Origin of the sequence: Paenibacillus vandeheii (assembly GCF_030433635.1) — a bacterium.
Taxonomy (GTDB): domain Bacteria; phylum Bacillota; class Bacilli; order Paenibacillales; family Paenibacillaceae; genus Paenibacillus; species Paenibacillus vandeheii.
The window spans coordinates 302,703-317,427 of record NZ_JAROCD010000006.1 but is presented as its reverse complement, the minus strand read 5'-3'; the positions used below and the strand labels follow the sequence as shown (position 1 = coordinate 317,427).

Sequence of the window (14,725 nt, the reverse complement as noted above, 5' to 3'; positions counted from 1 at the left end):
ACAGCATATAATTGAAAACCAGAAGAGTCAATTTTATAGGAGGAATTCCATATGCCTAAGAACAAAGTCACTATTCAAGACAACTTCTGGGAAGAATATTCAGAATTAGTCCGTCAGACAGTCATTCCTTATCAATGGGAAGCGTTAAATGACCGAATCGAAGGTGCGGAGCCGAGCTATGCCATCCGTAATTTTCGAATTGCTGCGGGCCTGGAAAAAGGTGAATTCGGGGGATGGGTATTTCAGGATAGTGATCTTTACAAATGGTTGGAAGCGGTTGCTTATTCGATTGGCAGTCAACCTGATCCAAAGCTGGAGAACATCGCTGACGAAGTGATTGACCTGATTGGTAAAGCTCAACACGAAAATGGCTATGTAAATACCTACTTCACCATTCAAGCGCCTGGAAGACAATGGACCAATCTGTATGAAGCTCATGAGTTATATTGTGCTGGTCATATGATTGAGGCAGCAGTTGCCTATTACCGAGCGACAGGGAAGCGCAGATTGCTTGACATCTCATGCCGATTTGCTGATCTCATCGATAGTATGTTTGGAACCGAACCAGGTCAAATTCAGGCATATTGTGGACATCAGGAGATTGAGTTAGCGCTTGTTAAACTGTACAACGTTACAGGAGAACAACGTTATCTTGACCTAAGCAGTTATTTTATTAATGAACGCGGCAACAAGCCGAGTTATTTCGTGGAAGAATGGGAACGTGGAGGTAGAAAGAATATTTGGTCGCAAGAAACTCCCAATCTTGAGGTCTATCAGTCTCATCTGCCTGTGAGAGAACAATCAGTGGCCGTGGGTCACTCTGTTCGTGCTGTATATATGTACACCGCAATGGCCGATTTGGCACGCCTCACGAATGATACGAGTTTGCGTGAAGCGTGTGAGCGGCTCTGGATCAATACAACGCGCAAGCAAATGTATATTACCGGTGGCATAGGTGCGACACATCTGGGGGAAGCATTCACGTTCGACTATGATTTGCCCAACGATACGGTATATGCGGAGACGTGTGCCTCCATTGGTCTGATTTTCTGGGCACGTCGGATGCTGCAATTGGAAGCCAAAAGCGACTACGCTGACGTCATGGAAAGGGCCTTGTACAATAATGTGCTTGGCAGCATGTCCAAAGATGGTCAACATTTCTTCTATGTAAATCCACTAGAGGTGCATCCGGATTCGAGTGAAAAAAATCCAGACAAACATCACGTGAAGCCTGTACGTCAGAAATGGTTTGGTTGTTCATGCTGTCCGCCTAATGTGGCTCGTTTATTAAGTTCACTTCATGATTATATTTATGATGTATCCGATAGCGGGAAAGCGGTGTACGTACATTTGTTTATTGGCAGTGAGCTTCAATTTTGGGCAGGAGACGGCCTGCAAGTGACCTTACACCAACGTTCTGAATTGCCGTGGCATGGAAAAGTGGACTTTTCGATTTCTTTTACTGGCAATCAAGCTAAAGATGTTCCGTTTGAACTTGCACTGCGAATTCCTCTTTGGTTTCAAAGTAAAGACCCCATGTTAAAAATCAATGGTGAACCACAACATTATCGTAAGCAAAATGGTTATGCAAAAATGGAACGCGATTGGTCTGATGGTGATATCGTAGAGTGGATACTGCCGCTGGAGACCCAATTGATCGCTGCACATCCTCAGATTCGGTCAGATGCAGGCAAAGCTGCCATCCAACGCGGTCCTCTCGTTTATTGTCTTGAGCAAGTGGATAATGGATCTCCACTGTCTTCATTTTCATTAGCCGAGGAGCCGGAGTTGAGAGAACACGAAACGCCTGAACTACTTGGTGGCTGCATTACTATAGATGTTGATGGGCTACTTGTGGATGAATCTGTGTGGATGGAGAATCAACCTTAACAGCCGTTACACAATAACTTGAAACCCGTAAAACTCAAAGCAATCCCTTATTATTTATGGGGTAATCGACAAGCGGGAGAAATGAATGTTTGGCTTCGTACCTGATTTATGAAACTTGCTTGTTATACCATTGATTGAGGATAAGATCATAGTGGTTAGAAGTCGCCTGCATGGCGGCTTTTTTATTTTCAGAATTTAATAAATATCGGATAATCGATCATTGATTAGGAAGGGAAACGGGGTACTTTTTGATTATTATTCTCATTTAATACAAATAGCCACTTTTTTTAAACGAAATTTAAGATACGCATTAAACCAGTGTAAGGTTGGTCTCCTATACTTGCATTTGTGCTTCAAAAATCATTCGAGGGAGAGATTTATATCAATCATTCACGTTCCTTAACATCCAATCGAGTCAAAATAACAGCAGTCACCGCACTCGCTTTGATTCTGACCGCATGCCCATTAATAAGTACGGGTAGTGCTGCTGCTCAAGCATCTCCTGTATCTGCTATTTCACAAGCCACAGACGACGTTAATGCTCAGGCGCCTATTCAATACCGAATTCAAGCCCGGCTGGATGAGAAGAAGATGACGATTCAGGGGAATGAAACCATTACTTACCGAAATACAAGCAAAGATACATTGAATCAGCTGGTTCTTCATACTTACGCAGATGCCAACCTTTCAAAATCAACCCAGACGAGCATGTTCACACGTTCAAATGAAGAAATCAGCAAAAATAATCCTGATAAGAAGCCGGAAGATTTTCTTGGAGGCATTGATATTGAGAAGGTGGCGACCGGTGGGCAAGCCCTTGATTTCAGTAATAAAAACCAAGCCTTGACGGTGAAACTGGAGCAGCCTCTTCAGCCCGGAAAATCCGTTTCGGTTCAAGTCCATTTCAACCTGAAGATTCCCTATGGCTCACAGCGCTTGTCGTATTACAAAGATATTATTAATGGGGCTCACTGGTTCCCTGTAATGTCAGTTTATAACGAGGCCAAGCATGAATGGGATAGCAAACCATATAGTCAAACCTTTGAAACGGATTATTATACGTCCGCGGATTATGAAGTTCAGTTCAATGTTCCCGATCAATATCAGGTAATGATGCCTGGTGCGTTAACAACACAAGATGACGTGGAGCAAGGACGGAAAGTGGTATCCACCGTGGCAAAAAATACAAGGGAGTTTGTTTTCTTTGCCAGCCCAAACTTCAAAGTGGACAGCGTAACCCGCAATGGCCTCACCGTAGAGTATTATTATTTTGATAACCAGCCAGATAAGAAAAAGATCGTTGATGGATATATTGACCAAGCATTCAAAGCCATTGATTTTTTCAGCGACAAATACGGTAAATACCCTTATCCTGAATTCCGCATTGTTGAGTCGTATGTGGAAGGTGTGGCTATCGAGTATTCTAGGGCCATTCAAATGGGACAAATCGGAATAAACGCGGCTCCTGAACAGGACACGGTATTTGTCCACGAAATTGCACATCAGTGGTTCCATTCGTTAATCGGAAATGATTCAGAGACGGAGTCCTTCCTGGATGAAGGTTTTGCGGATTTTTCCAAAGTATATTTTGCTGAGGAGCAGGGGGATAAGCTGAATGGTTTCAAATCCATCCAATTTGACGATTCCACGGTGGATAAGGCCATTGCTTCAACCAATGATGAAGTGGGAGATTGGGCAAGTCCTGTCTATTACGATAAAGGCCGCCAAGCGATATACCAATTGTACCGCTCTGTCGGGGAAGAGAAATTTGATGCATTTATGAAAGTGTATTTTAAACGCTATGTGTATCAAAACGCTACGATTGACGGATTTCTCCAAACTATAGAAGATGTACTGGGGGAAGAGGTGAGAAAGGAAATGAAGACGGCTTTGTATGAGCCCAATTTTGTGCTGAAGCCTGAATATCAACTGTCCAAGGAGGAAAAAGCTGCATATCTGCATGATCAATTTCAATTGCTGTATGAATCAGCCTTAACTCAGGTTCCGAATTTGCCTTTTGAAACCATGAGCCGCGTGATGGATAAAACCCTTCAAGGTGAGCCATTAGCCATTGTGCTGAGTGATCAGGTGAGCAAGTCAGCGAGCAAACAACAGGAAGCTATGGTTAACCAATTGACAACTCTTCTGGATTTGAGCGGAGTGAAGTATGACGTAATTCGGGACCGTTCGGTATTGAAGCAAAAAATGAAAAAGGAGCTGGCCACCAGCAATATGATTGTAATTGGTAATGCCAAATCCAATGGTTTTGTACAAGCTTTGAAACCCAGCATCATGGACCGTGCCACCCGTATCGGCTTTCAATGGAAGATGACCATGAATCAACCGTCTGCAGCGGGAGCGTATATAATCAAACATCCTTATAATCAGAATCGCTTAATGCTGCACTATTTCTGGAATGAAGATCTTCTGAGCGGTGGCAGTCTTGAATCGTTTATGATGAAAATTCAGGAATCCATTGGATTCACGAATGCTTATTATCAGTACTATGTACTTGATAAGACCGGCAAGGTAACACTGGATAAAAAAGTGGAAAATCCTCTTTCAAAATTTTTTGCTGAAGAATAATTCGAAGTGTTCAATCTAATAAAGAAAGATTAAAATCCTTTGGCAATTGTCATGGGAAGATCATAATATCGTCTGTTATAGAGTCGCCTATATGGCGACTTTTTTATTTTAGTTGAATTTAGGTTTTTAAAAGCTGGTCTAAAGGGTAAATATAACGTGGATCTTTAAATGGATGTAAAATATAACGTTGCGGAGGAAAGTGAAGAGTGTAAGGGAGAGCATTGATTGTTAATTTGTTAATATCCTGCAAATAATAACAATATAATGTGTGAAGACACCTGAAAATGTACGAGAGTAACATGAACGACAAGAAAATGATCAGAATTCGGAGAACACCGAGATGAGGAGGACATATGAAAAAAACCAAGGTCTCATTTTTTGTACTATCACTAATTCTGCTCCTAGTAGCGGGGTTATCCGGATGGTCGGGGTATGCCAATGCAAACTCCAATTCAGGAAAAACGTATGTGATCGGCACGGACATTACATTTGCACCGTTTGAATATCAAGATGAAAATGGGGATTATGTAGGCATTGATATGGATTTGCTGGATGCCATCGCCAAAAACCAGAATTTCAACTATGAAATCAAAGCCCTGGGATTTAATGCAGCAGTGCAAGCGCTTGAGTCCAATCAGGTAGATGGCGTCATCGCGGGAATGAGTATTACGGATGAACGTAAACAAAAGTTTGATTTCTCAGAGCCTTATTATCAATCAGGCGTAATGATGGGGATAAGTGCCAATAATGATACTGTAAAAAGCTACGAAGATCTTCGCGGTAAAAAGGTCGCTGTGAAAACGGGCACAGAAGGGTACAGCTTTGCTGAATCCATTTCCTCTAAATATGGCTTTACCATCGTTCCGTTTGATGATTCTTCGCAGATGTATGATGATGTGAAAACCGGTAATTCGGTTGCATGTTTTGAAGATGAACCTGTTTTAAGATTTGGGGTAAATCAGAATAACGGTTTGAAAATCGTTACTGATAGAGAAGATGGGGCTTCCTACGGATTTGCGGTAAGTAAGGGTAAGAATCAAGAACTACTTAAGATGTTTAACGAGGGTTTAACGAATATTAAGGTAAGCGGCGAGTATGAACGTATTAAAGAGAAGTACCTTGGTGAAAATGCCCTAGTGGCAACCCAAAGTCGTTGGGAATTGATTCGGAAATCGCTCCCTTCGCTGTTCAAAGGTTTGGGAAACACACTTTTATATACGATTGTATCTCTGTTTTTTGCCTTTATCATCGGCTTGATATTTGGCTTTATGAAAGTGGGACAAAATAAATTCCTTCGTGGGGTTGCAACGGTCTTTGTAGACATCTTCCGCGGAATTCCCTTGATTGTCCTCGCGTTCTTTATCTATTTTGGGATTCCGCAGGCTATGGGCTTTACGATGCCGCTGTTTCTGGCCGCCATTCTGACACTAAGTTTGAATGCAGGGGCATACGTAACCGAAATTATTCGTGGCGGGATTCAATCGATTGACCGTGGACAGATGGAAGCCGCCCGCTCACTGGGTCTTCCTTATCGTAAAGCAATGATAAAGATCGTAATTCCTCAGGCGATACGGGTTATGATCCCTTCATTTATTAATCAGATGGTCATTACACTGAAAGATACGTCGATCTTATCCGTCATTGGCCTTGTGGAGTTGACGCAATCCGGTAAAATTGTCATCGCAAGAACGTTCGCCTCTTTTGACATTTGGTTGACTGTTGCGATCATGTACCTGATTGTCATTATCACATTGACTAAAATCGCTGATTATCTGGAGGTGAAGGTTCGTCGTGGGTAAAATTATGGTTGAAGGATTAAAGAAAAGTTTCGGTTCGAATCAGGTTCTAAAGGGAATCGATATGTCCGTCCTCGAGGGTGAGGTTGTCTGTGTCATCGGACCTTCAGGTTCGGGTAAAAGTACGTTTTTGCGTTGCATTAACCAATTAGATGAGATTACAGCTGGACGGGTTATTGTGGATGATCGGGATCTGAATGATCCCAAAACGAACATTAACAAAGCACGGGAGAATATTGGCATGGTATTTCAGCATTTTAACCTGTTTCCCCATTTCAGCGTGCTTAAAAATATCATGTTTGCACCCAGAGAACTGGGGATATTAAATGAAAAAGAAGCCCGCGATACCGCACTTCGTTTGCTTGATCGTGTTGGTTTGTCGGATAAAGCAGACAGCTATCCAAATCAACTATCAGGCGGACAAAAACAACGTGTAGCTATCGCAAGGGCGCTTGCCATGAACCCGGATGTTATGTTATTCGACGAACCAACATCGGCGCTTGACCCCGAAATGGTAGGCGAAGTACTCGGTGTAATGAAAGACCTTGCGAGCGAAGGCATGACGATGATGATCGTTACCCATGAGATGGGATTCGCCCGTGAAGTTGCGGATCGTGTTATCTTCATGGACGGTGGATTTATCGTAGAACAAGGGACTCCCGAAGAGATATTCGGAAATCCGAAGAATGAGCGCACGATCAGCTTCCTAGAAAAAGTACTCTAAAAAAATCAAATTAAAACCCTTTTTAAGATCAGTGAAGTGCACCCCTTAGAATAGACATTGGATAAACCGTCAGGTTACCGGTGAAGTTCTGAGGGGTGTATTTATCCTTCTTTTCCATTTGCGATGGCCTTTTCGGCCGTCGCATAAACCAATCCGTTGCGGACAAGAGAGGGGAGAAATTTCAGATAGAAAAAGCTGACAGCTATCGTGCAGAATGCCAACATGTAATGCAGCCAGGTGACCGATAACCAGACTGGAAAGGCGAGGGCGATGCCTCCTAAAGCGAGTGAGTGGCCAAGCATCATGATCGGCTCGATTAATGAATTGACTCGACCTATATTCTGCGGGGGAACAAGCTCCGGCATCCAGCTGCCAAGTGCGATGTTAATAGGAGCTATGGCAATTCCAGCCAACAGGATGATAAAGAGATAGACTTCAATCCGCACGGTTGTTCCAAGTCCTCCGATGAGCAGGCTCGAAATAAACAGACCGGATATTAAGATCGGAGTTCTTGTGAATCGCCGGATGAAGTGAGGAGCGATGATGCTGCCGATCAGAAAGCCAATTCCCAAAAAGACAGTAATGAGCGAAGAATAGACGACGTAATTTTCGGGGCTTAGCTTGTATTTCATGGTAAAGATGGGGAGCACGGAAAAGACACCGTTTACAATACCGAAAAACAGAAATCCACTAATTAGTACGAGAAGTAATCGATTCCCGGCAATATATCGGAGGCCTTGCCAAAAATCGTTGAACAGAAGTGATAGCCGCAGTTCACGAACAGAGGTTCTTCCGTTGGGGGTACGGGCATGTTCGGGAAAATCGCCCCAGGCCAGCAGAAGACCGGAAATCAGGAAACTGATGCCGTCTATGATAAAGGCACCTTTAATGCCGATAAAATGATAGGTCGCTGCGCCCAAGCTCATGCCAAAGAGCATAAACATTCCCATGATCATCTGATTGAGACCGGAGGCCTGAACATACTGATCCTGATCAATGCTGCCTTGCAGTAATCCCATTTCCGCAGGACCAAAAAATTTGGATATTGAACTTCGTAAAAAAAGCATCAAAAAGCAGAAGAAAAGCATGTCATAATGAACAAATAACAGCAGCAGCAGGGTGAGCCCTGCCCTGATCCAGTCGCTGTAGGCAGCAATATGTTTGCGGTCGAACCGGTCTGCGATGACACCGACGATCCAGAATACAGTCAAGGTGGGCAACGAGTACATCAGCTCCGCCATCGTAGCGAGCGACGGGCGCTCACTGTACCTGTCTACCAAATAAAAGGCGAATGCCATATTTCCAATCACGGTGCCTAGCTGCGACGCAAAAGCGGCAATGAACAGCTTGCAGAATGTCGGATTACGAAAAAGCGTCTTCATTCCTTCTCCCCCTAACACTACATCTCTTTCATCGATACTGGATGGAGCAGACTTTTCAAATAAAGCATAAGGGCATCATATTGCATTCGGGTGTTCGCGTTATCAGGACCGATTGTGATGTAGTGGGTCATAATTCCCTCCTGAAAGGAAGCAGCAATTCTGGAGATGTCCATAACATCCATGACAGGTGAGAATTCTTCACGTTCCACACCGAACCGAAGAAGGTCCGCAAATTGTGCGATTCCCTTTTCATAACGTTCAAGAAGCAGCTCACGGCGTGAATCATCACGCCATCCCACCAGAAAGTACTCATAGAACGCAGGCATTAATCCGCCATGGGGAGAACGATGGAGTTCTTGCAACTGTTGGGAGTATAGCGTAGTCACCATTTCCCATATGGAGGAAGAGGAATCCATAAGCTGCTCTATATACTGTTCATAATCCGCGTCCTGATAATCGAGTAAAGCCTCGAAAATATCTTCTTTGGTCTGATAATACAAGTAAATCCATCCCCGGCTCATTCCGGTTTCCTGAATAATATCCTTTAGCGTTGCTGCTCCATAACCCTTTTCGGCAAACACCCGCTTGGCAGCTTCAAGTATTTGCAGGTTTCTGAGTTCTTTTTGCGTATCTGTTAATCTAGGTGACATTTCACCACTTCCTTTCCGTTTAATCAAAATGAACCTCGTGTCATTATTATAATAATGACACGAGGTTCATTTTGCAATAGGGAATAAAATAATCAACGTACGAGAAATGAATGCGGATCACTCTTCCAAATGGAAATTTTCCAACGAATGTGCAGTCATTTGCATGTTTTTAGCGTAGTCGATTTGGAAAATACAGGAGTAAATCACGTTTAATACGTAATCGAAGGCAATTTGTGATGAAAATGTACCGATCTTTGCGTGTTTTGTTTCATCATTCGGCACCTGAATACAGATCGTACTCATTTTGGCCAACTCACTTTGATGATTAGCGGTAATCGTGATGAATGGAATTTTTTCTCGCGAGAAATGTTGAGCTGCTTTTAGGAAAATGGGCGATTTTTCATGGTAGGTCAAAAAAATGGCGCAATCCTGTGTCGTCAGATTGATGGTGTGGTAGGCCCATTCGGATAACTCTGTTGTGATCACGACGTATTTATTGATTTTAATCAGTTTATTTTGAAAGCTCTTCGCGCGAATTTGAGAATCACCCAATGCATAGATGAAAATTCGTTTTGCCTGATCCAGCAAATGGGCTGCTTCTGATAGAGAGGTTTCATCCATAAAGGCAAAGTTTTTCTCAATCGTTTCTTTCATTAATTCAGCAATATCTTTTGCTACCTGAAGTGAGGATTCACCAAGAGAGAATGGATAATTGGGATCGATATTGGAGATGTTCTGAGCATCCTGCTGAAATTCTCGAGCAAGCTTAATACTGAACTCCTTGAATCCCGTCAGTCCAAGCTTATGAGTCAAGCGGTTAATGGCAGAATGTGATGTGTATGTAGCTTTGGCAAGCTCTTGAATATTGAATTGAAGCATGAGCTCCTTATGCGTCAAAATATAAGAAGCAATGCTTTTTTCATTTGGTGTAAAGTTGTTCATGTCTGTTAATTGAGTCAATATTTTCAACAGGTTCACCCCTGATTCATTAAAATAACGTTGATGTAGAGCGTTCAGTAAACATTTTGTTTGAAAAAAGGGCAATAGGAATACATAAGAGTGGACAAAAGTACCGTAATTTCTTCAAAGCTCCTATGGAGGGTTTTCTTCTTCTATAATAATTGAAAAAGAGGCTCAGGGGGAATTCATATGTTGACCATCGGTTAGTGATTCAATACAAAGAAAACATAGCAGTTATTGAAATATTGGAAAAAGGTATGAAGGAGTGTAATTAACATGAAATTAGGAATTGTCGGAGCCGGAATGATTGTAAGGGATCTATTAAGCTTTATTCATGAAATTCCTGCAATTACGTTGGAGGCCATATGCTCTAGACCTGGTCATTTGAAACAATTGCTGTCTCTGCAAGAGCAGTATGGTATTACGCGTATATATTCGGAATATGGCGATATGATTGCAAATGACGAAGTAGATACGATCTATATCGGACTTCCAAATCATCTTCATTATGCCTATGCCAAAGAAGCGTTACTGGGCGGCAAACATGTCATCTGTGAGAAGCCGTTCACTTCCAATCTGCAAGAATTCCTTGAACTCAAAGAGATTGCACAGCAAAATGAGCTTGTGTTGGTTGAAGCCATCTCAAACCAATACTTGAAGAATTATTTGTCCATGAAGGAGTACTTGCCCAAGCTGGGTGACATCAAAATCGTGGAGTGCAACTATTCCCAATATTCATCCCGTTATGCGGCTTTCCAGTCAGGAGAAGTGCTGCCGGTATTTAATCCAGAAATGTCTGGTGGAGCCATAATGGACATTAATTTATATAATATTCATCTGGTCGTGGGGCTTTTCGGGAGCCCGAAGAAGGTCGATTACTGGGCTAATATGGAACGCGGGATTGATACTTCAGGCATGTTGCTTCTGGACTATGGTGAATTCAAGTGCGTTTGTATAGGCTCTAAAGACAGCTCAGCTCCCAATGCAATGAACATACAAGGGAATAAAGGATATATCCACATGACGAGCTCGGCGAATAAATGCGAGTCCTTTGATGTAGCGCTTCATATGGAAACACCGGGTCGAGTAGATCATAAGGATCACCCTCATCGGATGTATGACGAGTTTGTTGAATTCGAGCGTATAATCCGTGAGCAAGATCTGGAGAAGGTTACCGCTATGCTTAAGCATAGTGAGAAGGTGATGGAGGTTATTGAACAAGCCAAACAGTCCGCGAATCTTGTATTTGGACCTGATCTATAATATATCCTAGAAATTTTTGATCGATTGTATCTTTTTGTGCATTTCCCAAGATGACGTGTTAAAATGCGGTGAATGAGATAAAATGCATTTACCAGTGAACCAATAACAGTCTTCTTGGGGAGTATTTAATGATAACGATTAAAGATGTAGCAAGGTTAGCGGGTGTCGCAAGTTCAACCGTATCCTGTGTACTTAACGGCAAGAAATATGTAAGTGAGCACACAAGACAGAAAGTACTTGCAGCGGCAAATGAGCTTAATTATATCAAGCATGGAGCCGCATCCGAATTAAAGCGAAAAAAGACACAAACCATCGGTATTATTGTTCATGATATGTCCGTCCCCTATTTTTCTGAATTGGTCAGTGCGATTGAATCCGTCGCCATAAGTCAGGGATATGACCTGATCGTATGCAGTTCTTTAGGTGGAGAGCGATCGACAGCCGCACGCTTCATCAGGGAGAGAAGGCTGGACGGCGTGATTGTAATCGCTGAAAATATTGAAGATGAATTGTTGCTGCAGGCTGCTGACACGGAGTTTCCTATTGTTGTGATGGATCGTGAACTGCACAGTGAACATATAGTAAATGTTCTGATGGATGATGAGCAGGGTGGTTATATGGCAACCCGTTTCCTGCTGGATAAAGGCCACCGTGCAATAGCGTATATCAGCGGACCTTTAAGTTCGGAGTGCAATTTAATGCGATATCAGGGTTATTTGAGAGCTATGCATGAAGCAGGAATGGAAGAGAATAAGAATTGGAGATTAGGTGGACAATTTATAAAAACAGGCGGCTACAACGCAGCCAAGATGTTAATGGAAGGAGAACTTCCAACCGCGGTCTTTTTTGCAAATGATGAAATGGCCATTGGAGGCTTGCAGGCATTTAAAGAAAATCAGGTCTCCATACCCGAAGATCTATCCATTATCGGTTTTGACAACATACATTTATCCGAATACCTGAATCCACCGCTTACCACTTTTCGACAACCCAAAACAGATGCCGGATCCCTTGCCGGACACGTATTATTTCAAATGTTAAAAGGTGAGGCTGTAGAATCGACTTATAAGGTCAATATACAGTGTGTCGAACGTGACTCTGTTTCCTGTTATTCTATAATGAAAAGCTAAAAAGGCGGGTCTGCTCATGTCCGTGAGAAGCAAAAAAGTAATCAAGGCACCACAAGAGCTGGAACGTGCACCAGACAAGCAAGGAAGTTTAAAGCAGAACGGGTTATCCGTCATTAAATTTTGTTTGCACACACAAGGGACAACAGGTTCCTATTTTCTGAAAGATCACATGTTGCTGTTCGTCATATCTGGCGTGTATACGGTTCGATTCAAGGATCAGGAATACACCGTGCGCAGTAATGAAATGGTTTTTCTTCACAAATCCATTCGAATTGATTACATAAAGTCGGGAGAACCCGGCTCTGAATTCATGCTGGACTACATGATGTTTTTCCTGAACGAAAATATGCTTGAGGAATTTGTTCAGTTCTCTGGTTTCAAACCGACAGAAATCGTAAATGAGTTCATTCCAGTATCCGTTATTCCGGTCAATGAGCTCACTCGCTCTTATATAACGTCATTGAAACCCTATTTTGAAACACCGGAAGAGGTAAATGACGGGCTGGTACGGATCAAATTCATGGAACTCCTGTTTCATCTGGCGAATGCCAATGAGCATTTCTTACAGCAACTCCTGCAGCCGAATCATGATAAAAACAGTAACTTCGGCAAAATGATAGAGGAGAATATCACCAATCCCATATCCATAAGTGATCTGGCTTATTTGTCCGGCAGAAGCCTATCTACCTTCAAAAGGGACTTTCAGGCTGTATACCATACTTCACCTCTGAAATATATTCGTAATCAGAGACTGGATAAAGCCAAAAAACTGCTGGCAGAGACGTCTCTGTCTGTCACGGATGTCTGTTTCTCAACAGGTTTCGAAAACGTTGCCCATTTTTCCAAAGTATTCAAACTTCAGTTCGGGCTTCCACCGTCGGAGTACAGGCTGCAATGCAAGCACAGTGAGGAAAAGATAAAATAAGCTCATCTGGACCTCTTCAGCCTTTAGAAAAGATAGTTATCGTTATATAACGTTCTTGTGTAAAACGCTTCGCGATAAAATGTCGTGAAGCGCTTTTTTGTTTATCTATAGAGACAAATGGGCTAAATAAACAAATCAGATGAACTTAACAGCAAAGAAACGTATCTCTTTTCTTGTTATTCTTGACTTATGGGTACGACGTTGTAGCAATCAAAAAGACTGAGGAGAGGATTAACTAATGGAATATGTTAAATTAGGAAATACAGGTATGGATGTATCTCGGCTTTGTCTTGGCTGCATGGGTTTTGGTGAACCAGGGCGTGGATTTCATAAATGGGTATTGGATGAGGAGAATAGTCGTCCCGTTATTCAAAAAGCCTTGGAGATTGGCATTAATTTCTTTGATACAGCAAATGTATATGCAGGTGGGACAAGTGAGGAGATCCTCGGTCGGGCTCTCAAGGACTATGCAAATCGGGATGAAATTGTCCTTGCGACAAAAGTGTTTTCCCGCATGCATGATGGTCCGAATGGCGCTGGACTTTCTCGAAAAGCAATTATGAGTGAGATCGACAAGAGCCTCAAGAGACTGGGTACCGATTATGTGGATCTGTATCAAATTCACCGTTGGGACAACCATACCCCGATCGAAGAGACTATGGAAGCATTACATGATGTGGTGAAGGCAGGGAAGGCAAGATATATTGGCGCTTCAGCCATGTCAGCATGGCAATTCCAAAAGGCTTTATATGTCGCCGAGAAAAATGGATGGACCCGATTTGTATCGATGCAAAATCACTATAATCTGATCTACCGTGAAGAGGAAAGGGAAATGATGCCTCTTTGTCAGGAAGAAAAAATCGGTGTGATTCCATATAGTCCGCTTGCTTCTGGTCGACTGACCAGAGATTGGGAGGAAACGACAAAGCGTTCTGAGACAGATCAGGTGCAAAAGGCAAAATACGATGCAACAGCCAGTACCGATCGGTTGGTGGTAGAGCAGGTTGCAGATATCGCAGAAAAACGCGGCGTTCCCCGGGTCCAAATCGCCCTTGCCTGGTTGCTGCACAAGGATCCGGTTACAGCTCCGATTATTGGCGCTACGAAGATATCCCATCTCGAAAATGCAGCTGAGGCTCTGGCGATTACGTTAACTTCTGAAGAAATTGCATGTTTGGAAGAGCATTATGTACCTCATCCGGTATATGGACTTAATGTTGGTTTTAAGTAATAGCAGTTGGCATGGCAGTGTATTTTTGGGCAAAATCCGTGCCTCGTCGAATCGCCGGTTTCAATTCAGAAGTATTGGTTCTGGGAGGAATACCCCAAAAAGGTGATGTTGTTCTATTAAAACCAGATATCGAACTGCCCGATGGGACACCGATTGGTTAACAGAGCGTTTTTTGTCATATTGGCGTA

10 protein-coding genes and 2 pseudogenes are annotated in these 14,725 nt (G+C 42.8%); 9 read left to right on the top strand and 3 right to left on the bottom strand.

What is annotated here, in order from left to right:
* Positions 1-51: 51 nt before the first annotated feature.
* From P5G61_RS13975 to P5G61_RS13960, 4 genes and pseudogenes are all read left to right on the top strand, one after another.
* Positions 52-1,995: pseudogene (locus P5G61_RS13975) on the top strand (glycoside hydrolase family 127 protein).
* Between the two features lie 243 nt (positions 1,996-2,238).
* A complete protein-coding gene (locus tag P5G61_RS13970) occupies positions 2,239-4,476 on the top strand; it encodes a M1 family metallopeptidase (protein WP_301247095.1) in 2,238 nt (745 codons plus the stop codon).
* A 353-nt stretch (positions 4,477-4,829) separates the two neighbouring features.
* Positions 4,830-6,275 carry an amino acid ABC transporter substrate-binding protein/permease gene (locus P5G61_RS13965; RefSeq protein WP_301247094.1) on the top strand — a complete coding sequence of 482 codons (1,446 nt, stop codon included), beginning with the start codon at positions 4,830-4,832 and terminating at the stop codon, positions 6,273-6,275.
* Positions 6,276-6,279: 4 nt separating this feature from the next.
* Positions 6,280-6,996, top strand: a complete 717-nt coding sequence (locus P5G61_RS13960; protein ID WP_373456367.1) for an amino acid ABC transporter ATP-binding protein — start codon at positions 6,280-6,282, stop codon at positions 6,994-6,996.
* Between the two features lie 101 nt (positions 6,997-7,097).
* On the opposite strand, the gene P5G61_RS13955 is transcribed toward P5G61_RS13960, so the two are convergent.
* From P5G61_RS13955 to P5G61_RS13945, 3 genes are all read right to left on the bottom strand, one after another.
* Positions 7,098-8,378 (bottom strand): MFS transporter, encoded by a 1,281-nt coding sequence (locus P5G61_RS13955; protein WP_301247093.1) that lies wholly within the window; start codon positions 8,376-8,378, stop codon positions 7,098-7,100.
* 17 nt (positions 8,379-8,395) lie between these two features.
* Entirely contained in the window at positions 8,396-9,028 is a 633-nt protein-coding gene (locus tag P5G61_RS13950) for a TetR/AcrR family transcriptional regulator (protein WP_301247092.1), read from the bottom strand.
* 117 nt (positions 9,029-9,145) lie between these two features.
* The gene (locus tag P5G61_RS13945) at positions 9,146-9,997 is read right to left on the bottom strand and encodes a MurR/RpiR family transcriptional regulator (RefSeq protein ID WP_301247230.1); all 852 of its coding nucleotides are present in this window, start codon (positions 9,995-9,997) and stop codon (positions 9,146-9,148) included.
* Between the two features lie 267 nt (positions 9,998-10,264).
* On the opposite strand from P5G61_RS13945, the gene P5G61_RS13940 reads away from it, so the two are divergent.
* The 5 genes and pseudogenes from P5G61_RS13940 to P5G61_RS13920 all read left to right on the top strand — a co-directional run.
* Complete coding sequence (locus P5G61_RS13940; protein ID WP_301247091.1) at positions 10,265-11,251, top strand: Gfo/Idh/MocA family protein; 987 nt, start codon at positions 10,265-10,267, stop codon at positions 11,249-11,251.
* A 128-nt stretch (positions 11,252-11,379) separates the two neighbouring features.
* Positions 11,380-12,381, top strand: coding sequence for a LacI family DNA-binding transcriptional regulator (locus tag P5G61_RS13935; protein WP_301247090.1), 1,002 nt, complete (start codon positions 11,380-11,382; stop codon positions 12,379-12,381).
* Positions 12,382-12,397: 16 nt separating this feature from the next.
* Positions 12,398-13,306, top strand: coding sequence for a helix-turn-helix domain-containing protein (locus tag P5G61_RS13930; protein ID WP_301247089.1), 909 nt, complete (start codon positions 12,398-12,400; stop codon positions 13,304-13,306).
* 238 nt (positions 13,307-13,544) lie between these two features.
* Complete coding sequence (locus P5G61_RS13925) at positions 13,545-14,537, top strand: aldo/keto reductase (protein WP_301247088.1); 993 nt, start codon at positions 13,545-13,547, stop codon at positions 14,535-14,537.
* 41 nt (positions 14,538-14,578) lie between these two features.
* Positions 14,579-14,698: pseudogene (locus P5G61_RS13920) on the top strand (tRNA-binding protein); the annotation flags it as partial.
* Between the last annotated feature and the right edge of the window lie 27 nt (positions 14,699-14,725).